Origin of the sequence: Bradyrhizobium sp. SUTN9-2, assembly GCF_003122645.1 — a bacterium.
GTDB lineage: Bacteria > Pseudomonadota > Alphaproteobacteria > Rhizobiales > Xanthobacteraceae > Bradyrhizobium > Bradyrhizobium yuanmingense.
On sequence record NZ_LAXE01000001.1, the window covers coordinates 873,644 to 897,277 of the forward strand.

The 23,634-nt window shown below is 65.9% G+C and carries 24 protein-coding genes and 2 tRNA genes; 19 read left to right on the forward strand and 7 right to left on the reverse strand.

Going from position 1 to position 23,634, the window contains the following annotated elements; genetic code table 11:
* Positions 1-2: 2 nt before the first annotated feature.
* Both XF30_RS04110 and tsaD read right to left on the reverse strand, forming a co-directional pair.
* Positions 3-983 (reverse strand): NAD(P)H-dependent glycerol-3-phosphate dehydrogenase, encoded by a 981-nt coding sequence (locus tag XF30_RS04110; protein ID WP_109141995.1) that lies wholly within the window; start codon positions 981-983, stop codon positions 3-5.
* 2 nt (positions 984-985) lie between these two features.
* Positions 986-2,053 carry a tRNA (adenosine(37)-N6)-threonylcarbamoyltransferase complex transferase subunit TsaD gene (gene tsaD / locus XF30_RS04115; protein ID WP_192893383.1) on the reverse strand — a complete coding sequence of 356 codons (1,068 nt, stop codon included), beginning with the start codon at positions 2,051-2,053 and terminating at the stop codon, positions 986-988.
* Positions 2,054-2,210: 157 nt separating this feature from the next.
* On the opposite strand from tsaD, the gene XF30_RS04120 reads away from it, so the two are divergent.
* The 5 genes from XF30_RS04120 (at position 2,211) to XF30_RS04140 (ending at position 6,789) form a co-directional block, all read left to right on the forward strand.
* Entirely contained in the window at positions 2,211-2,957 is a 747-nt protein-coding gene (locus tag XF30_RS04120) for a uroporphyrinogen-III synthase (RefSeq protein ID WP_109141997.1), read from the forward strand.
* Positions 2,958-3,021: 64 nt separating this feature from the next.
* On the forward strand, positions 3,022-4,242 hold the full coding sequence (locus XF30_RS04125) for a COG4223 family protein (protein ID WP_036002917.1): 1,221 nt from the start codon (positions 3,022-3,024) through the stop codon (positions 4,240-4,242).
* A 35-nt stretch (positions 4,243-4,277) separates the two neighbouring features.
* Entirely contained in the window at positions 4,278-6,077 is a 1,800-nt protein-coding gene (locus tag XF30_RS04130; protein WP_109141998.1) for a heme biosynthesis protein HemY, read from the forward strand.
* Positions 6,078-6,176: 99 nt separating this feature from the next.
* Positions 6,177-6,252 (forward strand) — tRNA-Thr (locus XF30_RS04135).
* Between the two features lie 144 nt (positions 6,253-6,396).
* Positions 6,397-6,789 (forward strand): hypothetical protein, encoded by a 393-nt coding sequence (locus XF30_RS04140; RefSeq protein ID WP_036002911.1) that lies wholly within the window; start codon positions 6,397-6,399, stop codon positions 6,787-6,789.
* A 132-nt stretch (positions 6,790-6,921) separates the two neighbouring features.
* Here XF30_RS04140 and XF30_RS04145 read toward each other — a convergent pair whose 3' ends face one another.
* The gene (locus tag XF30_RS04145) at positions 6,922-7,977 is read right to left on the reverse strand and encodes a polysaccharide deacetylase family protein (protein WP_109141999.1); all 1,056 of its coding nucleotides are present in this window, start codon (positions 7,975-7,977) and stop codon (positions 6,922-6,924) included.
* Between the two features lie 252 nt (positions 7,978-8,229).
* On the opposite strand from XF30_RS04145, the gene XF30_RS04150 reads away from it, so the two are divergent.
* Both XF30_RS04150 and XF30_RS04155 read left to right on the forward strand, forming a co-directional pair.
* On the forward strand, positions 8,230-8,523 hold the full coding sequence (locus XF30_RS04150) for a hypothetical protein (RefSeq protein ID WP_036002906.1): 294 nt from the start codon (positions 8,230-8,232) through the stop codon (positions 8,521-8,523).
* Positions 8,524-8,689: 166 nt separating this feature from the next.
* A complete protein-coding gene (locus tag XF30_RS04155; protein WP_036002903.1) occupies positions 8,690-8,905 on the forward strand; it encodes a hypothetical protein in 216 nt (71 codons plus the stop codon).
* Positions 8,906-9,018: 113 nt separating this feature from the next.
* On the opposite strand, the gene XF30_RS04160 is transcribed toward XF30_RS04155, so the two are convergent.
* Positions 9,019-10,707, reverse strand: a complete 1,689-nt coding sequence (locus XF30_RS04160; protein WP_036024258.1) for an MFS transporter — start codon at positions 10,705-10,707, stop codon at positions 9,019-9,021.
* A gap of 137 nt (positions 10,708-10,844) precedes the next feature.
* Here XF30_RS04160 and XF30_RS04165 point away from each other — a divergent pair, with 137 nt between their 5' ends.
* The 7 genes from XF30_RS04165 to XF30_RS04195 all read left to right on the forward strand — a co-directional run bounded on the left by XF30_RS04165 (position 10,845) and on the right by XF30_RS04195 (position 18,704).
* Positions 10,845-12,206 (forward strand): hydrolase, encoded by a 1,362-nt coding sequence (locus XF30_RS04165; protein ID WP_192893027.1) that lies wholly within the window; start codon positions 10,845-10,847, stop codon positions 12,204-12,206.
* A gap of 35 nt (positions 12,207-12,241) precedes the next feature.
* Complete coding sequence (locus XF30_RS04170; protein WP_036002897.1) at positions 12,242-13,612, forward strand: cytochrome P450; 1,371 nt, start codon at positions 12,242-12,244, stop codon at positions 13,610-13,612.
* A 50-nt stretch (positions 13,613-13,662) separates the two neighbouring features.
* A complete protein-coding gene (locus XF30_RS04175; RefSeq protein WP_109142001.1) occupies positions 13,663-15,072 on the forward strand; it encodes an adenylate/guanylate cyclase domain-containing protein in 1,410 nt (469 codons plus the stop codon).
* A gap of 268 nt (positions 15,073-15,340) precedes the next feature.
* Entirely contained in the window at positions 15,341-15,862 is a 522-nt protein-coding gene (locus XF30_RS04180) for a tellurite resistance TerB family protein (protein ID WP_036002890.1), read from the forward strand.
* A gap of 188 nt (positions 15,863-16,050) precedes the next feature.
* On the forward strand, positions 16,051-16,830 hold the full coding sequence (locus tag XF30_RS04185) for an SDR family NAD(P)-dependent oxidoreductase (protein WP_109142002.1): 780 nt from the start codon (positions 16,051-16,053) through the stop codon (positions 16,828-16,830).
* Positions 16,831-16,959: 129 nt separating this feature from the next.
* Positions 16,960-17,754, forward strand: coding sequence for a glutamine amidotransferase (locus tag XF30_RS04190; RefSeq protein WP_109142003.1), 795 nt, complete (start codon positions 16,960-16,962; stop codon positions 17,752-17,754).
* 137 nt (positions 17,755-17,891) lie between these two features.
* A complete protein-coding gene (locus tag XF30_RS04195) occupies positions 17,892-18,704 on the forward strand; it encodes an enoyl-CoA hydratase (RefSeq protein ID WP_109142004.1) in 813 nt (270 codons plus the stop codon).
* Between the two features lie 113 nt (positions 18,705-18,817).
* Here the strand turns inward: XF30_RS04195 and XF30_RS04200 are convergent.
* Positions 18,818-18,893, reverse strand: a tRNA-Ala gene (locus XF30_RS04200).
* 204 nt (positions 18,894-19,097) lie between these two features.
* Between XF30_RS04200 and XF30_RS04205 the strand changes: the two genes are divergently transcribed.
* Genes XF30_RS04205 through folD form a run of 3 tightly spaced genes read left to right on the forward strand, consistent with a single transcriptional unit; the run spans position 19,098 to position 20,664 of the window.
* Positions 19,098-19,388, forward strand: coding sequence for a YggT family protein (locus XF30_RS04205; protein ID WP_036002872.1), 291 nt, complete (start codon positions 19,098-19,100; stop codon positions 19,386-19,388).
* 15 nt (positions 19,389-19,403) lie between these two features.
* The gene (locus tag XF30_RS04210) at positions 19,404-19,769 is read left to right on the forward strand and encodes a DUF167 domain-containing protein (RefSeq protein WP_051056859.1); all 366 of its coding nucleotides are present in this window, start codon (positions 19,404-19,406) and stop codon (positions 19,767-19,769) included.
* 10 nt (positions 19,770-19,779) lie between these two features.
* Entirely contained in the window at positions 19,780-20,664 is an 885-nt protein-coding gene (gene folD / locus XF30_RS04215; protein ID WP_109142005.1) for a bifunctional methylenetetrahydrofolate dehydrogenase/methenyltetrahydrofolate cyclohydrolase FolD, read from the forward strand.
* A gap of 104 nt (positions 20,665-20,768) precedes the next feature.
* Here the strand turns inward: folD and ppa are convergent, their stop codons facing one another.
* On the reverse strand, positions 20,769-21,305 hold the full coding sequence (ppa, locus tag XF30_RS04220; protein WP_036002867.1) for an inorganic diphosphatase: 537 nt from the start codon (positions 21,303-21,305) through the stop codon (positions 20,769-20,771).
* Positions 21,306-21,484: 179 nt separating this feature from the next.
* Positions 21,485-21,994: a GNAT family N-acetyltransferase gene (locus XF30_RS04225; RefSeq protein ID WP_024338772.1), complete on the reverse strand. Its 510-nt coding sequence runs from the start codon at positions 21,992-21,994 to the stop codon at positions 21,485-21,487.
* A gap of 272 nt (positions 21,995-22,266) precedes the next feature.
* On the opposite strand from XF30_RS04225, the gene XF30_RS04230 reads away from it, so the two are divergent.
* Positions 22,267-23,166: an alpha/beta hydrolase family protein gene (locus tag XF30_RS04230; protein ID WP_057025833.1), complete on the forward strand. Its 900-nt coding sequence runs from the start codon at positions 22,267-22,269 to the stop codon at positions 23,164-23,166.
* Positions 23,163-23,630, forward strand: a complete 468-nt coding sequence (locus XF30_RS04235; protein WP_109142006.1) for a DUF2269 family protein — start codon at positions 23,163-23,165, stop codon at positions 23,628-23,630. The genes XF30_RS04230 and XF30_RS04235 overlap by 4 nt, the downstream gene beginning before the upstream one ends.
* The last annotated feature ends 4 nt before the right edge of the window (positions 23,631-23,634 follow it).

Consider the following 23,634-nt stretch of genomic DNA (forward strand, 5'->3'; position numbering starts at 1 on the left):
GCTTATTCCTCTGCCTTGAAGGGGCGCGTCATCAGCGCCGAGATCGCGGCATCGATCGTGCTTTTGCCGCTCAGGATCGATGCGACCGCCTCAGATACCGGCAACTCGATGTTTTGCGAAGCGGCGAGCTCGATCAGCACGGGGGCGGTGAACTCGCCCTCGGCGAGCTTGCCGGCGGGAGGCTGCTCGCCGCGGCCGAGCGCGAGGCCGAGCGCGAAGTTGCGCGATTGCGGGCTCGAGCAGGTCAGAATGAGATCACCGAGGCCCGACAGGCCGGTGAGCGTCTCGCTGCGTGCGCCGAGCGCACGGCCGAGGCGCGTCAGCTCGGCAAAGCCGCGGGTCGTGAGCGCCGCCTGCGCGGAGGCGCCGAGCTCGCGCCCGACCGCAATGCCGACCGCGATCGCCAGCACATTCTTGGCGGCGCCACCGATCTCGACGCCGCGAATGTCGGTGGAGTGATAGGGGCGGAATGTCGGCGAGCCCAGCGCCTGTACCAGGCTGCTGGCGAGCGCCTCATCGCCTGCCGCCAGGGTCACTGCCGTCGGCAGGCCGCGTGCGACATCGTCGGCAAAGCTCGGCCCCGACAGGATCGCCGGCTGCGCGTGCGGCGCGGCCTCGGCGATCACGTCGGTCATGAACTTATGGGTGCCGTGCTCGATACCCTTGGCGCAGGCGACGATCGGCACCGCCTTCTTGATGTGCGAGGCCAGCATGTTGACCGCGCCGCGCAAATGTTGCGCCGGCGTTGCGATCAGCAGCATGTCCGCACGCGCGGCGAGCGCCAGATCGCTCGTCACGACGAGCTCAGGCACGATCCGAATCCCGGGCAGCCGCGGATTGTCGCGCGTCGATGCGATCCGCGCGGCGTGCTCGGCATTGCGTGCCCACAGCGTCACGTTTCGCCCTGCTCGCGCCGCCACCGTCGCCAGCGCCGTACCCCAGGCGCCCGCGCCGATCACTGCGACGGATTGGAGAGCGGTCATCCCTAGAATCCCGCCCGAGTCTTGCCGTAGCCCGCGGGCGCGGTCGCGTTGGCATCGAGCAGCCAGCGTGCGCGCGGCTGCGCGTCCATCGTGTCGGTCAGGCCAAGCGCCAGGCGCTCGGCGCCGGCCCAGGCGATCATGGCGCCGTTGTCGGTGCACAGCGCGGGCGGTGGCATGATCAGCTGCGTCCCGGCCTGCTTCGCGACATCGTCAAGCGCGCCGCGGATCGCCTGATTGGCGGCAACGCCGCCGGCGGCGACCAGCGCGCGCGGTGCGCCGAACTGCTCGCGGAAAAGCTTCAGGCCGACGCTCAGCCGGTCGGCCGTTGAATCGAGCACGGCGGCCTGGAAGCTCGCGCAGAGATCGCTGATGTCCTGCGGCATGAGCTCGGCCAGCCGGCTCGCTTCGGTGCGCACCGCCGTCTTCAGTCCCGACAGCGAGAAATTGGCATCGGGGCGCCCCTGCATCGGCCGGGGAAACGCAAAGCGCGTGGCATCGCCACCTGCCGCCGCGCGCTCGACCTGCGGGCCGCCGGGATAGGGCAGGGCCAGCATCTTCGCGACCTTGTCGAAGGCCTCGCCGATGGCGTCGTCGACCGTGGTGCCGAGCCGCACATACTGGCCGACACCGGTGACTGCGACGATCTGGGTATGGCCGCCGGAGGCGAGGAACAGGCAATAGGGAAATTCGATGCCGTCGGTGAGACGCGGCGTCAGCGCATGCGCTTCGAGATGATTCACCGCGACCAGCGGCGTGTCGTGCACCATCGCGATCGCCTTCGCGGTGGTGAGTCCGACGATGACGCCGCCGATCAGCCCGGGCCCCGCGGCCGCCGCGACGCCGTCGAGCTGAGCATAATCGATGCCGGCCTCGTTCATGGCGCGGTCGATGATCCCATCGAGCACGTCGACATGCGCGCGCGCGGCGATCTCCGGCACCACGCCGCCGAAGCGGGCATGCTCCTCGATCTGCGACCGCACGATGTTGGACAGGATCTTGCCCTTGCCGTCGGCCGCGCGTTCGATCACGGCCGCGGCGGTCTCGTCGCAGGTGGTTTCGATGCCCAGCACCAGCATTGGCGAATTGTTATCCAATTTGCGCCCTTGCGCTCATCCATAAAGCAGAGTTCTGGTACGTCCGGTAGCATCCCGGGGTCGGCTTGCGCAATCGTCACGCGCAGCGGTTCTGGTCAATGCGTCACCGCCAAATGGTCCGGGAACAGCAGCGATGTCCATTCTTGTCACACGGCCGCATCCCGACAATGCGGCGACGGCGGACAATCTGCGTACGCGCGGGCATACGGTACTGCTTGCGCCGGCGCTCAAGCTCGAGCCGGTCGCCTTCCAAGGCGAGAGCGAAGTTTCTTATGATGCCGTTCTCGTCACCTCGGCCAATGCGATTCGCGCCATAGCGCCGCAATTGCCGGACCTCGGTCTGCTGGAGCTGCCATTGTTCGCGGTCGGCGAACATACGGCTGCAGCGGCGCGAGAGGCTGGTTTTGCCGAGGTGATCGTCGCCGGGGGCGACGCCGCGTCCTTGCGCGACAAGGTGATGCAGAGCGCGTGCGACAAGGTGTTGAAGAAAAACAGCACGCTGCTGTATCTCGCCGGCGCGGATCTGTCGCGCGATCTTGGCGGCGAGCTCGGCGCGGGAGGTTTCCGCGTGGTGACGCAGACGACCTACCGCATGGCGCCTGTCAAGCATCTGCCGCGCGAGGTGTGCGAGGGCTTTGCCGCCCACGGGATCGAGGCGGTGCTGCACTACTCCCGGCGCAGCGCACGTGCGTTCCTCGATGCGGCGCGGGACGAAGGTGTCGAAATTTCGGCGCTGGCGATCCCGCATTGCTGCCTGTCCGAGACCGTTGCGGGCGTGCTGCGCGATGCCGGCGCGTCACAGGTTCTGGTGGCCGCAACGCCGGACGAAACTGCCTTATTCGACACCTTGGAGCGTGCGTTGCGGACCCGTTTGGCGTAAAGGTCGGGCCGAATCCGACGCAATCTAATCCATCCCTGGTATGGAAGTGTGAGGAACCGTCACGATGGCCGACGACAAGCCTGAAGACGCTGGATTGGCGCCCGATCCGGGTCGTGCCAAGCGCACCCCGCCCACCATCGACCTCGAGGCGACGGAAGTCTCGACCCAGCCGCAGCAGGTCGCGGGCGAGCCCGAGGCATCCGAGCATGTCGCGCAGGAGCAGGCCAGGGTGGAAGAGCCCGGCTCGGAACAGGTCAAGGCCGAGCCTCAGTCCGAATCGGCAGAGCAGCAGGCCTCCGCGGCGGTGCCTGTATCGGCGCCGATTTCGCCCTGGGTCATCGCGCCGTTCTCCGGCGTTGCCGCGGCTGCGGTCGTGATCGCAGTCGGCTGGATGCTGGGCTGGCCCGCGGTGCAGGCCCCGCCGGCCGCGCCGCAGGTCACCAGTGCGACCGTCGATGCGCTGAGCGGACGCGTTGCCGCGGTCGAAGCCAGGGCCGCGAGGCCGGCGGCCGATCCGGCCCAAGTCGCGCGGATCGACGCGTTGGAGAAAGCGGCGAGCGCACTGCGCGGCGACATCGCCAATTTGCGCGCACAGTTCGATAAGACGGCGAGCGCGCTGAACGATGCGAAATCCGCGCCGCCGAGTGCCGCGCCCGATCTTGCCGCGCTCACCGACCGCATCGCCCAGCTCGAGCGCGCGAGCAAGACCGAGCGGGCCGAGCTTGCGCAGCAGGGCGAGAAGATCGCCGAGGCCAAGACGATGGACGACAAGCCGCTCCGCTATGTGGTCGCGGCGTCCCTGCTCGACGTTGCCGTTCGCCACGGCGATCCCTATCAATCGCAATTGGCGGCGGCGCGGTCGCTGGCGACCAAGCCCGATATGCTCAAGCCGCTCGAGGCGTTTGCATCGTCCGGCATCCCGACATCGGCGGCGCTGAGCCGCGAGCTCCTCAATATCGTGCCGAAGCTGTCGCCGCCGGCTGAAGCTCCGTCGAGCGAGGCCGGCATTGTCGAGCGGCTCCAGGCCGGCGCGTCAAAGCTCGTGCGGATCGAGCGCACCGATGGCGTCGGCAACGATCGCGGCGCCATCGTGACGCGCGTCACGGCGGCGGCGCTCCGTAGCGATTTCGCCGAAGCGCGGCGCGAGCTGAAGACGCTGCCCGAGGCTGATCGTGCTCCGGCGCAGGCCTGGCTCGACAAAGCCGATGCCCGCGACGCCGCGCTCGCCGCCTCCCGCAAATTCGCCGACGATGCCATGGCGGATCTCGCCAAATCTACTCAATAAGATTCGCGCAACAATCGGCGCGTATAGGGATCGCCATGCTTCGCATCGTCCTCTTTCTCGTCTTGATCGCACTGGCGGCGGCCGGCGCGGCCTGGGTCGCCGACCAGTCCGGCGACCTCGTCCTGACCGCGGGCAGCTTCCGCATCTCGACGACGCTGCCGAGGTTCGTGTTCTTGCTCGGCCTTTTCGCCGCTTCCGTCGTGCTGGTCTGGAGCATCCTGACGACGATCTGGCGCATGCCGGGGCGCTTGCGCCGACGCCGTCATGACAAGCGCCATGCCCGCGGCCGTCATGCCATCACCCATGGCCTGCTCGCGATCGGCCACGGCGATTCCGCGCTCGCGCGCCGGCACGCCGAGGCGGCGCGGCGGCATGCACCGAACGATCCGCTCGCACTGCTTTTGCACGCGCAGTCGGCGCAGCTCGAAGGCAATCGCGACGAGGCGCAACGCGTCTTCCGCGCCATGGCCGAACGCGAGGACACGCGGCTGCTCGGCCTGCGCGGTCTCTTCATCGAGGCGCAGCGCGCCGATGATGCGGTCGGCGCCGTGATGATTGCGGAGGAAGCGATCAAGCTGTCGCCGTCCGCGACCTGGGCCTCGCACGCGGTGCTCGGCTTCCGCTGCGCGCGTGGAGACTGGAGCGGCGCGCTCGCGATCCTCGATTCGAATCTGTCCGCGGGCCTGATCGACAAGCAGACCTATCGCCGGCAGCGCGGTGTGCTGCTCGCCGCGCGTGCGCTGGAGCTGGAAACGATGGACCGCGACGTCGCGCGCGAGAGCGTGATGGAGGCGGTCAAGCTCGCGCCGACCCTGGTGCCGGCGGCCGTGCTCGCGGCAAAATTCGAGAGCGAGGCGCATCAGGTGCGCCGCGCCATGAAGCTGGTCGAAGCCGCCTGGCTCGCCAATCCGCATCCCGATCTTGCGGATGCCTATGCGCATGTGAAGCTCGGCGATACCGCCTGGCACCGCTTGCAGCGGGTCGAGACGCTCGCGGCGAAGACGCCTGCGGACAAGGCCGGCCATATCGAGGGCCAGCTCGCCATCGCCCGCGCTGCGATCGACGCCTCGGAGTTCGCCCGCGCGCGCGAGGTGCTCGCGCCTTACCTCGCCGATCCGACCCAGCGCGTCGCGCTGCTGATGGCCGAGATGGAGCGCACCGAGCATGGCGACGGCGGCCGCGCCCGCGCCTGGACCTTGCGCGCGGTGCGGGCCCGCCTCGATCCCGCCTGGACCGCGGACGGCTATGTCAGCGACCGCTGGCGTCCGGTCTCCCCGGTCACCGGCCGCCTCGATGCGTTCCAGTGGCAGGCGCCGGTCGCGAGCCTGCCCTCGGACAAGGGCCCCACGCTCGAATCCTCGGCCTTCGAGGAAGCCATGCTGGCCGCTCCGCCGCCGAAGCGGGTGACCGCCGCTCCCAGCGAAGCCGCGGCGGAACCGCCGGAGGTGGCCCCGCTGCCGGCACCGGCCGCGCAGGACAATTCACCCCCTCAGGCCAAGGACGCCGCGAAGGAGGCTACCAAGGAAGTGGCCAAGGAGACTGGGGAGCAAACTGCGAAGGTCGACGAGCCGGTCGTCACGCCCGCCGAGCCGGCGAATCCGGCTCCGGCGCCCGCCGAATCATCGCCGCCGGCGCCGACGCCGGTCTTCCGAACCCGCGCCGACCTCAGCAAGCCCGCCTCGGCGCCGACCCAGACCGTCATCCCGATCGTCCGCGCACCGGACGATCCCGGGATCGACGACGACGGCCCAAGCGACGAATTTACGGAACAAATCGGCACGCCCAAAGCCCAGGCGGGCGGCTGGCGCGGATTCTGGTCCCGCTGGGGCGCGTGAGCGGTATTTCGCCTCCCGCTTGTCCTTGCCAATTCGGGCCATGCCCGATATCAGGGGCGCGCGTATCGGGGCCGGCATTGCTTTGGTCCCGGCAGGTTCGCCGCAATAGCTCAGTCGGTAGAGCACGTCATTCGTAATGACGGGGTCGGGGGTTCGAATCCCTCTTGCGGCACCAGCGCCCCGGTTCATCCGATCCCCAAACGCTCCGATGACCAGGCATCAGCCTGCATCAGGGCTCGCTCGGCTGCGTGATCGCGATCACATAATCGCAGACATGGCTCCCCTAACGTCCTGTCACGCCAACACGGGGAGACTTCACATGCGCAAGATCATTCTGATTGCCGCCATGCTGCTGGCTTCTGCCTCCGCCCAGGCAGGCGGCTCCCGCGGTCTGTCGCTGGCGGCGGCAGGCGAACAGACCTCCACTCCGCAAACCACGACATCGGCGAGCACCGTGACGGCGCAGGTGAGCGAAGCCGCGCCGGCCACCGAGGTTCAGAAATATCATGATCGTCCGCCGGCGGTGTCGCTCTCCGCGCCGACAGTGGCGACCACTCCGACCGTCACCACACCGGCGACGGCCTCCGTGCCGGTCACGACGACCAAGCCCGCGGCCAAGACCACGGCAAAGGCGGACAAGCCGAAGCCCAAGCGCAGCTGGACCGAGCGCCGCATCATCAGCGAGCTGCATCGACACGGCATCTATTGGTGAGGCGCCGACCTGTACCCTGATCTCGCCGTCATGCCCGGGCTTGACCCGGGCATCCACGTCTTCGCGCCTGATCCTAAAACGTGGATGGCCGGGACAAGCCCGGCCATGACGCAAGAGTTTTGGATTTGGCGCTTATTGCGAGATCGTTTGCACGACGCTCGCGATCGGACGGGAGTTCGTGCCTGCGGTCGGCACCTTCATGTCCTTCATCAGCGCCTCGTCATATTCCGGCAGCGTCTGGAGGCTCGTCTTGGCCTTCATCTGCACGACCTTGTAACCGCCGGCCTTCAGCCGCGCGAGCAGCGTCGGCAGGGCGAGGCCCGTGTTCTTCTGGAAGTCGTGCATCAGGATGATGCCCTTGCCGAGCTTGTCCAGCCTCGTCATCACGGTCTCGACGATCTTCTCCGGCGTCGCGCCCTTCCTGAAGTCGAAGGAGTCGATTTCGGTCGAGAACATCGCGACGTTGCGGGTGCCGAAATAGCTCACCATCGCGGGATTGTGCTGAAGCTGCGGAAAGCGGAAGAACGGCGCCGGGTTGGTGCCGAGCGCGAATTTCACTGCGCTGAAGCCCTTCTCAACCTCGTCCTTGACCTGCTGCTCGGTCAACTTCTTGCTGTTCAGATTGACATGCGACCAGGTGTGCGTGCCCACCGTGTGGCCCTGGGCCAGCACCTGCTTCAGGATCTCCGGATGGTAGGTCGCGTGCTTGCCGACCGAGAAGAACAGGCCCTTGGTGCATTCGTCCGCGAGCGCCTTCAGCACCGTGGGCGTGTTGACCGGCCACGGACCGTCGTCGAAGGTCAGCACGACCTCCTTCTCGGTCAGGAAGTCGAACTGCTTGAAATGCTCGAAGCCGAAGCCGGGGCCGCCCGTCGTGTCGATCTCGACGACGCGGGACACACCCAGCGCGTTCGGATTGGCGCAGGCCTGCTTCGGCTGCATCGGCATGAGCGGCGCTGGCGCAGGTGCCGGCGCGGCTGCGGCCGGCTTGGCCGCGACGGCCGCGGTGGTCTCGACGTCGTCCTTGGCGGCGAGCTTCGCCTGTGCCGGCAATGGGTCGGCGGCACGGGCGGCAACTGTCTTGGGAGCGCCCTGGTCGGCGCGCGCGGAATAATAAAACCAACCGCCGGCGGCGATCACGACCGCCGCAACTACACTGGCCAGCATCAGGCCCAACGCATTACGCATCGTTACTCTTTCCAATTACGCAACCAAACCGGCGGAATTTCCCGCGCGACGAGCCATTAATGCGAAGTAAGAGTTAACGTGACACCAACACGACAGCGGTTGCGAAGGAATTTCAGTGGGCTGCGTCTGAGTGACTGAGATCACAGAGGACGGGTCTCCCGTGAGCGTCATCACAGTGGAAACGGTTTTGCCGGAGCATCGTAGCTCCCATCGACAACGGGCCCGCTGTGGCGGCGCCAACGGGAGCTTCAAATGACCAAGTCGTTTACCGGCAAGATCCGCGACGCCAGCCTGGCCCTGGGCTTTGCCGCGATCGTCTCCATCGCTTCGACGGGCGCGAGCTTCGCCTTCTCGGCCGAGGCGCAGCAGATGTGCACGGGCGATGCCTTCCGTCTTTGCTCGGCGGAGATCCCCAATATCCCGAAGATCACCGCGTGCATGATCAAGCATCGCTCGGACCTCAGCGCCGGATGCCGCGCGGTGATGGACAAGACCCTCGCCAAGGGCGCCTCGCGCAAGGTCGCTGACGCTCAGGACACACAGTAACCAAGACGCCGGCGGTTGCGCCGGCAGCTCCCCTCGCCATGTCCCCTGGCATGAAGCCGGGGTGATGGCGGCGGCGCGCTGCAGCTAGTCAACAAAGCCGTTGCAGGTGCGGGATCGTCGCACTAGCTTCGCCCGCACGTCTTTCCGGGTAAGAGGCAATTGCGCGATGACCAGACTGCTTTTCGTTATTTCCTTGCTCCTGTGCGCATCGAGCGCCTCCGCGCAACAGCAGCCCGGCCATGATGCCTGCGCGCGCGACGTCACGCGCTTCTGCCGTCCCGTAATGGACAATGGCGACGGTGCCGTGCTGGCATGCCTGAAGCAGAACCGCACCAAGCTGAGCAAGGCCTGCGACAAGGTGCTGACCCAGCACGGGCAGTGATCGTCATTCCGGGGCGCGCGAAGCGCGAACCCGGAATCCATCGCGCGACCAACTCCTGCGATAAATGGATTCCGGGTTCGCACCTTACGGCGCGCCCCGGAATGACGAGAGGCCTACGTACTGCTTCCCGCCGCGGTCGCGACCACCGGCAGCACCTCGCTGTTGGCGCGGTCCGGCGTGTCGTCCTTCCAGCGCACCGAACCGAAGGGGCGCTCCAGCATGCGGCGGATTCGCACCGGCTCGGGACCGATGTGGAAATCGATCGCCTGCTGATGCAGCGCGCGTTCGGACTGGGTCGCACGGTTGCGCTGACGCAAATAGTCGAGCCAGGTCGGGCAGTGATAGCGCTCGGTCCACAGCTCGGGGTCGGCGATGTCGCGCGCGATCGACCAGCCATAGGCACCGTTGCGCTGGCGCGAGAGCTGCACGTCCTGCATCACGTTGTGGAACGCGCGCGCATTCTCTTGCGCAACCCGATATTCGATCTCGACCACGAGCGGGCCGCTGCGCCCTGTCAGCGACAGCCTCACCTCGGGATCGGCCAGCATGTCCGCATCCTCGTTGCGGGCGCCGACACGCGGCATCGTGAGCCAGATGCCGAGCAGCGGCGAGATCAGCATCAGGCCGGCCGAGGTCAGCAATGCGATCTCGACGCCGGCATAGTCGGTGAGATGGCCCCAGCCCCATGCGCCGATCGCGATGCCCCCGGCGATCGCGGCCTGGAAGGCTGCGAGCGAGCGACCGGCGACCCAGCGCGGGGCCGAGAGCTGCACGCCGATATTGAACAGCGCGATCGCCGCCATCCAGACTGCGCCGCCTAGCACCAGCGCGGCCGCCGTCAGCACCGGCTCCGTGCTCAAAGCGAGGGCGGCCATGGTGAAGGCCATCGTGATGGTGCAGGCGCGGATCGCGGCCTCGCCGCTCATGCGCTTGCGCAATTCGTGGATGTTGAGCGCGCCGATCACCGCGCCCATGCCGAAGGCGCCGAGCATGATGCCATACATCTGCGCGCCGCCATGCAGGAGGTCGCGCGCGACCAGCGGCATCAGCGCCATCACCGCGCCGCCGATCAGGCCCATCACCAGCGTGCGCAACAGCACGATCTTGATCGGCGGCGAATTGGTGATGTAACGCACGCCCGAAACCATGGCGCGGTTGAGCTTCTCCCGCGGCAGGCGCGACGGCTCGGTGCTGCGGCGCCAGAGCAGCAGCACCACCAGCAGCGGCAGATAGAGGATCGCGTTGCAGGCAAACGCGGCCACCGCACCGAGCGCAGCGACGATGACGCCGCCGACCGCCGGACCGAAGCTGCGCGCGATGTTGTAGCTGATGCCGTTCAGCGCCACCGCGGACGCCAATGCCTCGGGCGGCACTTGTTCGCTGACCGAGGACTGCCAGGCCGGACCGAACAGCGCATTGCCGCTGCCGACGATGAAGCAGAAGGCGAGCAGCAATTCCGGGGTGATCAGGTTGAAGCCGGCCAGCACGGTGAGCACGCTCGCGCCGATCAGCGCGATCGACAGCGAAATCACACTGACGATGCGGCGGTCATACATGTCGGCGATGGCGCCGGCCGGCATCGAGATCAGCATGATCGGCAGCATGAGCGCGGTCTGCACCAGGGCCACCTTGTCTGCCGAGGCCGCCATCTGCGTCATCGCCCAGGCCGCACCCACGCCCTGGATTAGGAGGCCGAGATTGGAGAGCAGGCTGGCGAGCCAGATCCGCCGGAACACGGTGTACCGCAGGGGCGCAGTGATGCCGTCGGCGGCCAATTTCGGGCGGTTCGGCTGCTCGGTCATATCCCCTTCCATGTCGGATGGCAGAAGTGGTCGTGGTGATTCCGGCCAATTCAGTGATGCCCGCGAAAGTCCTTCGCTGTCCAGTGCTTAGGCCGGTATAAGCAGTGCAAAGAGCTAGGTTTGCCGGGGAGGAACAGATGAAGCTGTCGCGACGGACGATCTTGCAAGGGGCTGCGAGCGTGCCTTTCGCACTTGCGAGCTTGCGGACGGGCGCGCTGGCGCAGACCGCGCCCGCCACGGAGCTGCCGCCGATTCTGTTCGTCCACGGCAATGGCGATTACGGCGCGCTCTGGATGACGACGCTTTGGCGGATGGAGTCCAACGGTATCGCGCGCGATCGCATGATGGCGATCAATTTCACCGACCCGCTGGCGCGCAACGACGACAAGGTCGAGCAGGCGGGTCGCTCCTCGACCGAGGACCAGCGCCTCGAGCTCGCTGCCGCCATCACCGAGCTGAAGCGCCGCACCGGCGCAGCCCGCGTGGCGCTGGTCGGCAGCTCGCGCGGCGGCTACGCGATCCGTAACGTCATCAAGAACGGCGGCGCCGGTGATGTCAGCCATGCGGTGCTGTGCGGTACGCCCAATCACGGCGTGTTCGCAACAGACGACCAGCCGAACAACGAATTCAATGGCCGCGGCACGTTCCTGCGCGGACTGAACGAGGGCGAGAGTGAAGTGACGCCGGGAGTCGCTTTCCTCACGCTGCGCAGCGACGGTCTGGACAAATTCGCGCAACCCGACGGCCGCTTTATCGGCAAGCCCGGCATGCCGACCAATGTCACCGCCGAAGGGCCGGAGCTGAAGGGCGCCACCAATCTCGTGCTCGGCGCGCTCGACCATCGCGAGGTGGCGTTTCACCCGCGCGCGTTCCGCGAGATTTACAAGTTCATCGCGGGGCGCGAACCTGCGCGCATCGCGATCGTGCCGGAGACCAGCGTGAGATTGAGCGGCCTCGTCACGGGTACGCCCGGCGGCGTGCCGACCAATCGTCCGGTCGCGGGTGCAATCGTCGATGTCTTCCGTGTCGATCCTGATACCGGGGAGCGCAAAGACGGTGCGCTGTACAGCTCGACAACAGGCTCAGATGGCCGTTGGGGGCCGGCGCAGGTCGATCCCGCCTGGTCGCTCGAATTCGTGCTGACCTCGCCGGATGCGCCGACGACGCACATCTACCGCTCGCCCTTCCCGCGCTCGTCCGAGGTTGTGCATCTGCGGCCCGCGCGGCCGCTCGGGCCGGCCGACAAGGCCGCCGACGCCGTCGTGATCATGTCGCGCCCGCGCGGCTATTTCGGCCTGCCGCGCGACGTGGTGCTGCTCGACGGCAAGGAGCCGGCCGACGTCAAGCCGGGCGTGCCCACGGATGCGGCAGCCACCCTGCGGCTTCCCGCCACCGAGGTTGGCCGTAACATCGTGGCCCAATTCGGCGAAGAACGGATTGTGGCACGCGCCTGGGCTGCGTCCGAGAACCGGATTGCCATCGCCGAGCTGACTTACTAGCTATTTACCTGCGTCCCACCTTGCGGGAGAGAGCCATGAATATCGCCAGCGTGCGTCGGCCCATCACCCCTCCGGCTCCTCCGCGAGCGCCCGACGATATGTCGTTCTTCGGCCGGCTCGCGGTCATCAGGCAGAATATGATCGCGACCTGGGGTCAACGCGCCTACGAGGAAGAGGTCATTTCTGGCCGCTTCTTCTTCCGCAATAGCTTCATCCTGAACCAGCCGGACGCGATCCGGCACGTGCTGCTCAGCAATTACGAGAACTACACGCGCACGCCGGCCGGCATCCGCATGCTGCGCCCCGTTCTCGGCGACGGCCTTCTGATCGCGGAAGGTCATTCCTGGACGTTTCAGCGCCGCACGCTGGCGCCGGCCTTCACGCCGCGCGCGACCGCAAACCTCGTTCCGCACATGACGGCCGTGCTCGACGAAACCATCGCCAAGCTGGACGCGCAAACCGGTGAGCCTGTCGACCTGCGCGCGATCATGCAGCGCATGACGCTCGAGATCGCCGGTCGCACGATGTTCTCGTTCGGCATGGACCAGCACGGCGCAACCCTGCGCAACTTCATCATGGAATATGCCGCGCGGTTGGGGCGTCCGTACTTCCTCGACATGGTGCTGCCGGTGTCCTGGCCGAGCCCGATGGATTTTGCCCGCGCCCGTTTCCGCAAGCGCTGGACCGAGTTCGTGGCCATGCTGATCGCCGAGCGGCGTAAGGCGGGCAAGAAGGACGGTGCGCCGCCGCGCGATTTGTTCGATCTCATGGACGAGGCACGCGATCCCGAGACGGGCCAGGGCTTCTCCGACGAGCAGCTGGTCGACGAGGTCGCGACCATGATCCTCGCCGGTCATGAGACCACGGCGACGGCGCTGTTCTGGGCGCTCTACCTGCTCGCGCTCGATCCCGATACGCAGGAGGAGGTGGCGTCCGAGACCCGCGGCGAGCATCTCGACAGCATGGCCGACATCGATCGCCAGAAATTCACCCGCGCGGTGATCGACGAAACCATGCGGCTCTATCCGCCGGCCTTCCTGGTCGCGCGTGCCGCGCGCGATAGGGACAATGCGGCGGGCGTCGAGATCGGCAAGGGCGACATCATCATGATCGCGCCCTGGCTCTTGCACCGGCACGAGAAGCTGTGGGATCAGCCGAACGCATTCATTCCAAAGCGCTTCATGTCGCAGGAGGCGCCGGACCGTTTTGCTTACCTGCCATTCGGTGCAGGTCCGCGCGTCTGCATCGGCGCACCGTTTGCCCAAGCCGAATCCGTGCTGGCGCTGGCGCGGCTGATCGGAGCGTACCGAATCGAGCTTGCCGACCCCGCGACCCCCGTAATTCCGCTCGGCGTCGTCACCACCCAGCCGGACCATTCACCCCTGTTCCGCATCACGCGTCGGTGACAGGCTCGCGTCTGGCCGCTGGCGTGATCCAGCCTACATAGAGTTTCGCCATGAGCGACATCCAGGCCCAACTCTCCGTTCTGAAGCAGACCGCCGATCCCGTTGTGGTGGAGGCCATCGCGCAGCTGATCGCCAACGGTCATGATCGCGATCTCAACCGGATCAATGCGCTGGATTTTGCCGACCGGACCGGGCTCGACCAGGAGAAGGTCATTTCCGGCTTCCTGCACGCCTCGCGGCTCGGCCTGTTCGACATGAGCTGGAACGTGCTGTGTCCCGGCTGCGGAGGCGTGCTGGGCGCGCACGCCACACTGAAGTCGTTGAAGCACGACGACTACAATTGCGCGCTCTGCGCCGCCGGATACGAGGCCTCCGTCGACGAGATGGTCGAAGTGGCCTTCACCGTCAGCCCGCGGGTCCGCCGCATCGGTGCTCATGATCCCGACACGTTGCCGATCTGGGAGTATGTGCGGCAGATGTTCTGGAGCTCAGGCGTCGACATCAACGACGAATCCTTTTCCCGCCTGATCAACCAGGTAACGCTCGAAGCCCTCGAATTGCCCGCCGGCGAGAAGGCGATCCTCTCACTCAATCTGCCGAGCCAGTTCATCATCGTGTTCGAGCCGGTCACCCATTCCGCCCATTTCCTGGACGTTCAGGGTGAGCCGACCAGCGAGCGTCAGCAGCTGTCGATCATGTTCAACAAGCTGGAGGCGCCGACGGGGACCACCGTGATGCGCCCCGGACCGTTGCGTCTCATGCTCGAGAACCAATCGGACAGTCGCGTATTGCCCTCGGTCTGGATTGCCGACCACGCGTTGCACGAGATGATCGGCAAGCGCAAGCCGATCCTGACCGCCAAGCGCATGCTGTCCAACCAGACGTTCCGCGACGTCTTCAAGGCCGACAACCTCAATGTCGACCAGCGACTGAAGATCACGTCCCTGACGTTCCTATTCACCGACCTGAAGGGTTCGACGGCGCTGTATGAGCGGGTCGGCGACCTCAATGCCTTCGATCTCGTGCGGGCGCATTTTCGCGCGCTGCTGGAGATCATCGCCGCCGAGAAGGGTGCGGTCGTGAAGACGATCGGCGATGCCGTGATGGCGACCTTCGTCAGGCCCGAGCACGCCATCACCGCGGGACTGCGCATGCGCGCCGCGATGGACGAATTGAACAAGCAGCGCGGCGCCAACGACCTCATTCTCAAGATCGGGATCCACGAAGGCCCCTGCCTCGCAGTCATGCTCAACGAGCGGCAGGATTATTTCGGCCAGACCGTCAACATCGCCGCCCGCGTGCAGAGCCTGTCGACCGCGCAGGAGATCCACATCACCGGCCCGGTGCTGGACGCTCCCGCAGTCGCCGAGGTGCTCGAGCAGCGTGCGATCAAGCCGATCCAGAAGCAGGCCGCGCTGCGCGGCATCGCCGACAAGATGGTGGTGTACGAGATACCGTGAGCTTGTGGGCTGCGCCGCAGTCTCTAGCTCCGTGGGAAACAAAAGCGCTTTACATCCTTCACCGTCATGCCCGGGCATGAATGTCCTTCCTCGCGGTGACGCTTTGATTGCCGGGTCGAGGCCGGCCATCACGGCAGAAAGCGCGCCCAGATTGCCGAAACGTAATACGCGCGCGGAACTGACGCACGTTGCGCCGGTTGGGTTTCTTGCTCATATAATGCTGGTAACGGCCGCGCTCCTTGCGGCGTCATCAATCTCGGTAGGACCTATGCTCGACGGCTTGCGCCAATTCATCGCCGACATTGTCGGTCCCCAAGCCCAGGACCGCGCATTTGGCGACAGCGATTACCGGCTGGCCGCGACCGCGCTGCTGGTCCATGTGGTCTCGCTGGACGGCCAGCCGAGCGCGGCCGAGCAGCGCAAGCTGCACAGCCTGATCGAAAGCCATTTCGGGCTCGACCGCGGCACCGCTGACCGTCTCATCGCCGACGCCACCCAGGTCGAAGGCGAGGCCGTCGACCTCTATCACTTCACCAGCGTCATCATGCGCTCGCTCGACGAAGCGGGTCGCAAGCGGATCGTGCAGATGATGTGGGAGCTGGTCTATGCCGACGGAGAGGTCAGCGAGTTCGAGGACAATGTGGTCTGGCGCGCGTCCGACCTGCTCGGCATCTCCCAGCGTGACCGGATCGAGCTGAAGCACGCCATTGCGGAGCGTGCCGGTGGCCAGGTCAAGGATCGCGCCGTCGGACCGGTCCCCGGCGGATTGCCTGGCCTGCGAGCCACATGACGAAACTTTAATATAAGCCCGGCGGTCCCCCGCTTCTGCGGATTCGACTGCAAATACCGGTCTTTCCTGCTTCCACTGTCGCTCTCACAAGCAGCCATGCTGCCAGCGCCGCTTGCCTGGCGCGCACGGCTTATGCTCTCGTTCTGGTATTGCCGGGACCACAGACTTCAATTCAAGAGACTTCGATCGTGAATGAGCGGGTAACGTTGATCACCGGTGCCTCGGCGGGCATCGGGATGGAGCTGGCGCGTGTGTTTGCCGCCAATGGACATCGCCTCGCATTGACGGCGAGACGGGTGGATCGGCTCGAAGCGCTCGCGAACGAGATCGCCGCCAAGGGTGGCAAGAAGCCGATCGTGATCGCCTGCGATCTCGAGGACCCGCATGCCGGTGAGAGGATCGCCGCGACACTTGCCGCCGAAGGCGTCGAGCTCGATCATCTCGTCAACAATGCCGGCTTCGGCGTATTCGGCGATGCCATCGAGCGCGATCGCGTCGCGCAGCTCGGTATCGTCGATGTCAACGTCCGCGCCCTGACGGATCTGTCGCTGCGCTTCGCCGATCAGCTCATCCGGAACAAGGGCGGTCTTCTCAATGTCGGCTCGGTTGCAGGCTTCCTGCCCGGCCCCGGCATGGCCGTGTACTACGCATCCAAGGCCTATGTGATTTCCTTCACCGAAGCATTGCGGGCGGAGCTCGCTCCCCGCGGCGTCCGTGTCACCGTGCTTTGCCCGGGCCCGGTCCCCACGGAATTCCAGGCCCGCGCCGGCGTCGGCTCGCAACATGATACGGCCTTTCTCAACGTCTCAGCTGCCGAGGTTGCGCGGGAGGCGTATCGCGCTCTGATGGCCAACAAACGGGCAGTGCTGCCCGGCCTCGGCAACAAGATTGTGCCGTTCGCGCTGCGCTTCTTCCCACGCGGCTTCATCCTGGCGGCCACTAGCCGGTTCCAGCGGCAGCGGCGCTGAACGCCGCCGCCCGCGTCCGTAGTGGCCCGGAGCTTGCTTCCAGACGTGCGCGTGTGTGCGCAAACTCACACGATGTTAACCATCGCTTAGCTATGCTGGCGGTCTGAACCGATAGCACTCGCAGAGGCCATGTCGTTCCGGACGGACAGGTTTGGTGGCGCAGAGGTGGTCGCCTTCCCACAGAGGGCGGCGAGCGTCGCCGCCGCTGAAACCCGGCTGCCGGTTCTGATCGTCCTGCATCAGGAATGCTCGACACCCGGCCGCGTCGGCAATGCGTTGCGCGCGCTCGGCCACCGCCTCGACATCCGCCGTCCTCGCTTCGGCGATCCCCTGCCCGAGACGCTCGATCAGCATGCCGGGGCCGTGATCTTCGGCGGGCCGATGAGCGCCAATGATTCCGACGACTACATTCGCCGTGAGATCGACTGGATCGAAATTCCGCTCCGCGAGCAGCGCCCGTTGCTCGGCATCTGCTTAGGGGCGCAGATGCTGGCGATGCAGCTCGGGGCCCGTGTCGCGCCGCATGCGCAGGCGCTGACGCAGATCGGGTACTACCCGATCAGGCCGACCGCCGCGGGCCGCGCGCTCTGCCCGCACTGGCCGGCGCAGGTCTATCACTGGCATCGCGAGGGCTTTGAGCTGCCTGGAGGCGCCGACTTGCTCGCCGAAGGCGATGATTTCCCGGTGCAGGCGTTCCGCACGGGCAATGCTTTCGGCGTGCAGTTCCACCCCGATGTGACCTATGCGATGATGTGCCGCTGGACCACGCGCGGCTATGACGGATTCAGCGCGCCCGGTGCACGGCAGCGGCATCATCATTTCGCGGATCGCGCCGTCTACGATGTCGCCGAACGCGCCTGGCTCGATCATTTCCTCGACGGCTGGTTGGAGCGCCGGCCGATGCTGGCGCAAGCCGCCGAGTGATCGCGGCTTCGCGCAAGTCCTTGGCGCAAGTCCTTGGCGCAGGTCCTTGGCGCAAGTCCTTCTCCCATCCCGGGGTATGCTAGGCTCGCTTCTAACGAGCGCGTGCGAACGCGTGCCGGCAAACAAGGGAGAGCGTCATGGCCTACGAACACATTCTCTATGAGGTGAGCGACAAGATCGCGACCATTACGCTCAACCGCCCCGATCGCATGAATGCATGGACGCCGGTCATGGAGCGCGACGTGCGCAACGCGATGGAGGCATCGAGCGCCGACGACAATGTCCGCGTCATCGTCCTCACCGGCGCGGGCCGCGCCTTCTGCGCCGGCGCCGACATGGATGCGCTGAAGGGCCTCGATCCCAACGACGTCAGGCGCGCCTCGAACCTGCCGCCGTTCGACATGAATCGCCGGCCAGACTGGCAGACGCGGTACGGCTATTATCCTTCGATCAAGAAGCCTGTGATCGCCATGCTGAACGGCGCGACGGCAGGCATTGGACTGGTGCATGCACTCTATTGCGACCTTCGCTTTGCCGCCGACAACACCGTGTTCACCACCGCCTTCGCGCGGCGCGGCCTGATCGCCGAGCACGGCATCAGCTGGATGCTGCCGCGCATCGTCGGCCACGCCAATGCGCTGGATCTGCTGCTCTCGGCGCGGCGCGTGTCGAGCGAGGAGGCACTGCGGATCGGGCTGGTCAACCGGCTCTGCTCGCCGGAGAAGCTGCGTGAAGAGACGTATACTTACGCGCGCGATCTCGCCGATTTCGTCTCGCCGAGCGCGATGGCCGTGATCAAGCGCCAGCTCTACGAGGTGCCGTTCCAGACGCTGGCCGAGGCGACGATCGAGGCCAACCGGGAGATGATGGTGGCGCTGAACGGGAGTGATTTCAGGGAGGGCGTGGCGAGCTTCATGGAGAAGCGGCCGCCGAGGTTTACGGGGAGGTAGGGGGAGGAGTGTGAGGAGACAGTCCGTCTTCGCCCTGCGGGCTTCGCCGGACACCACGCTTCACTCTTCGGGCTCCGCGCGGCTGCGCCACGCGTAGCCCGAAGGGCGAAGCGTGGTGGAGCCAGGCGGGATCGAACCGCCGACCTCGTCATTGCGAACGACGCGCTCTCCCAGCTGAGCTATGGCCCCTTTGCTGGCCGCTCTGGTGAACGCGGCCGACAACCGGGCGCCATTTAAGTCCCCGCCAAGGTCAAGTCAAGGACGGGCGTAACCCGGTTTTAGCTCTCAGGGTGCCGACTTCCCTTGTTTGGGCCTGACGGAACCGATATCTAGCAAACGGGGCGTCAATCCCGACCGAGCCAGAGTTTCCAAAAGCCAGAGGCCTCATAAGCCATGCGTGCCGTTCTCGACATCGTCATCATCGTGCTCGACCTCTACGTCTGGCTGCTGATCGCCTCCGCGATCCTGTCCTGGCTGATCGCCTTCAACGTGGTGAACACCCGTAACCAGTTCGTGTCGGCGGTGGCGGAGTTCCTCTACCGGATCACCGAGCCTCTGCTGGCGCCGATTCGCAATTTCCTGCCCAGCCTCGGCGGTCTCGACATCTCGCCGATCATCCTGATCCTGATCATCATGTTCATCGAGCGGGTGATCCTGTACTACATCTACCCGAACGTGGTCTAAGCGGGCGGGAGCGCCTTGGTTGCCAACAAGGAGCCTTGTTGTCAGGAGCCTTGCCCTAAGGACCCTTGGCGCTACTCGGCCGCAGGAATCAGCATCGCGCTGCGGGTGACGCCGCGCGGCGGCCGCGACGACATCGACGGGATCGAGCAGCTTTCGGATGGCCGCAGCGTGCTCAAGGTGCGGGTGCGCGCCATTGCCGATGGCGGCGAGGCCAACAAGGCCGTGCTGGCGCTGCTGGCGAAATCGCTCGGCGTGCCCAAGAGCAATGTAAAGCTGCTATCCGGAGCCACGTCGCGGCTGAAGCAGATCGCGGTCGACGGCGATCCGGCGCGTCTCGGCGAAACCCTGCGCCAGCTCACATCGGCCAAACCGACAGATTGAGAGAACGGACATGACCTCTGATATCATCGATGGAAAAGTCATTGCGGCGGAACTCCGTGGCCGCGTCGCCGAGGAGGTCGCCCGCGTCAAGCGCGAGCACAATCTGGTGCCGGGCCTTGCAGTGGTCCTGGTCGGCAACGACCCCGCCAGCGAAGTCTATGTCCGTTCAAAACACACCCAGACCCAGGCCGCGGGCATGGCCTCGTTCGAGCACAAGCTGCCGGCCGACGTCTCGCAGGCAGATCTGCTGGCGCTGGTCGCAAAGCTCAACCGGGATCCCTCCGTGCACGGCATTCTCGTGCAATTACCGTTGCCGAAGGGGCTGAACACCGAAGCGGTCATCAACGCCATCGACCCCGCCAAGGATGTCGACGGGCTGCATCCGAACAATGCCGGCCGGCTCGCTGGCGGCTTCGAGGCGCTGTCGCCCTGCACCCCGCTCGGCTGCATCATCCTGACCAAAAGCGTGCACGCCTCGCTCGAAGGCATGAACGCCATCGTCATCGGCCGCTCCAACCTGGTCGGCCGCCCGCTCGTGCAATTGCTGTTGAACGAGAACGCCACGGTGACGATCGCGCATTCGCGCTCGCGCGACCTGCCTGGCCTCGTGAAGAAAGCGGACCTCGTCTATGCAGCAGTGGGCAAACCAGAGATGGTGCGCGGCGACTGGCTGAAGCCGGGTGCGACCGTGATCGATGTGGGCATCAATCGCATCCCCAAGGAGGACGGCAAGACGCGCCTCGTCGGCGATGTCGCCTATCAGGAAGCGCTTGCCGTTGCCGGCGCGATCACGCCGGTGCCGGGCGGTGTCGGCCAGATGACGGTGGCGTGCCTGTTGGTGAACACGCTCCGCGCGGCCTGCGCGATCGCCGGCCTGCCGAAGCCGGCGGTGTAGTTGAGCGTCATTCCGAGGCGGCTCGCAGAGCCAAACCCGGAATCTCGCGCCCCGACCTCTGGATTCCGGGTTCGCTCTGACGCGCCCCGGAATGACCGTGCGGATCAGCCCTTCTTCTTCTTCTCGCGCTCGATGCCTTCTTGGATCAGCTGGTGCGCTTCCTCCGGGCCGCCCCAGCGCAGGATCTTCACCCACTTGCCCTTTTCGAGATCCTTGTAGTGCTCGAAGAAGTGCTGGATCTGCTGCAGCGTGATGTCAGGCAAATCGGAATACGACTTCACCTTGTCGTAGCGCTGCGTCAGCTTGGACGACGGCACCGCCAGGATCTTCTCGTCGCCGCCGGCTTCGTCCTCCATGAACAGCACCCCGACCGGGCGCACGCTCATGACGGCGCCGGGGATGATGGCGCGGGTGTTGATAATCAGCACGTCGCAGGGGTCACCGTCATCCGACAGCGTATGCGGGATGAAGCCGTAATTGCCGGGGTAACGCATCGGCGTGTAGAGGAAGCGGTCGACCACCAGCGTGCCGGCCTCCTTGTCCATCTCGTACTTGATCGGTTCGCCGCCCACGGGGACCTCGATGATGACATTGACGTCGTGGGGGACGTTCTTTCCGATCGAGACCGCATCGATACGCATTCAAGGCTCCGTTGTTGCCGAGGATAAATCGCGCCCGGCAGCGATTTTGGCGCTGTCATACGCGGGCTTGGCCCGCTGATCCATCGCGTTTTTGTGAAATAATGAATCCGGCGATCACCGGCGCAAGCGGCCTGCGGTATCGACGGATGGGAACGCTGCCCGGCTAGGGTTTCAGCAGCTCAATTGGTCCAAGCGAAGGCAACCTTGTCGAGCGCCTTCGGTCCGAAACGCTCCGACGAGCGCGCCACCATGCGACCACCCAGGGCGCGGTAGAACTCGGTAGCGGGATCGTTGTCCGAGAGCGCCCACACCACCATGCTCTTCAGCCCGCTCTGCATCAGGTCGCGGCGGGCGGCGGCAAACAGGCGGCGGCCGAAGCCGAGGCCCTGAAACTCGGGCCGCAGATAAAGCTCGTAGATCTCGCCGTCGAAATGCAGGCTGCGGGCCCGGTTGCGGCCGTAATTGGCATAGCCGGCGATCTTGTCACCGAACACCAGCACGCTGACACGGCTGCCCTTGCGGATCGCGCTGTCCCACCACTGCGGACCGCGGCGGTTGATCAGCTTCTCCAGCTCGGCGCCGGGAATGATGCCCTGATAGGCCGAACGCCAGGCTTCGTCATGGGTCGACGCCACCGCAGTTGCATCTGCGGCTTTGGCCGGCCGGACCTCGATCAGGGTTGTGCTCATGGACGCGATCAAACCAAGTCGCCGCGCCGGCGGCAAGACCTATCGTTAATTATCGGTTAACCTGTGGACTTTCTGCATCAGTATTTCAACCGAGTTGTGCCGAAAAAAGACAGGACGGCAACTCCGAGGGCACCTGCGTGCGTGCCGTCGGTGCAAAACTCCTGTTGCTTGCGGCAACGAAGGAACGGCAATGGGCACCGCAGAAAGTCCGCTCATTGTGATTCGTTCCTACTAGTGTGCCTGTCGCTGTTCTTGTTCGCCCTCGGCAATTCATGCGGCTCCTCAATACCATCGCGCTCCTGCCTCTGCTGGCCTTGCTCACCGCGCCGCCTCTGTGCGCAGAGGTCAGGTTCGGTCCATCGGGAGAGGAGGGCGAACCGTTTCGTCGGCAGGAATGGCGCGTGCCAACGCCGGATACCGATCTTGCTGCGCATGCCCTGCTGTTTCGCCCCTCGGGCCCAGGTCCGTTCCGGCTCGCGGTGATCGCACACGCCTCGACGCAGAACACGCTACGTCGGGTGCAAATGCCGCAGCCGGAATACCGCCCGCTCGCCGGCTATCTCGTCGCGCGCGGCTTTGCCGTGCTGGTGCCGGAGCGGCCAGGCCATGGTGCCACCGGCGGCCGCTACCTCGAGGATCAGGGCGGCTGCGGCGAGCCCGACTACACGCGCTCGGGCCGCGCAACGGCCGACGCAATCAAACTGGCGCTGGTCCAGCTGCAAAAGCAGGATTTCATCCGCAAGGATGGCGCGATCGTGATCGGCCATTCCGCCGGCGGATGGGGTGCGCTGGCGCTCGCCGGTGCCGATCCGAAGGTGATCTCCGCCATCACCGTGTTTGCACCGGGACGCGGCGGCCATGCCAATGATGAGCCGAACCGAATCTGCGCGCCGCACACCCTGCTCGCCGCCGCAGCGGAATTCGGCAAGACCGCGCGCATTCCCGTCACCTGGCTCGTTGCGCCCAATGACAGCTATTTCGCGCCGGCATTCTCGCAGAAACTCGTCGATGCGTTTCGCGGCACGGGCGGCAAGGCTGAGTTTCGCCCGCTGCCGGCCGTCGGCAGCGAAGGCCATTGGATGATCGAAACCGAAGCCGGCGTCAAAGCCGCCAGCGGCGAGCTCGCGCGGGCGCTGAACCCGCCCAAGCCTGTGGCGACCAAGAAGCCATGACGCTGTATTTCCTGTTCAAATTTGTTCACGTCCTCGGCGCCATCGTCATTCTCGGCACCGGGACCGGCATCGCCTTCTTCATGCTGATGGCGCATCGCACGCAGGACCCGGAGTTCATCGCCCGCACCGCTTCGGTCGTGGTCATCGCGGATGCGATCTTCACGCTGTCGGCCGTGATCCTCCAGCCGGTCAGCGGCGGCGTGCTGATGATGCTGTCGGCGACCTCGATCACGGAGCGCTGGCTGCTGGCCTCACTCGCGCTCTACGCGATTGCCGGCTTGTTCTGGGTGCCGGTCGTATTCATGCAGATCGAGATGCGCGACCTCGCGCGCAAGGCTGCTGCGCAGCGCAGTGCGCTCCCACAGCGCTATCTCGTGCTATTCCGCCGCTGGTTCGCGTTCGGCTTCCCCGGCTTCGGCGCGACGATGGCCATCCTGTGGCTGATGATCGCGAAACCGTTTTGAGAGA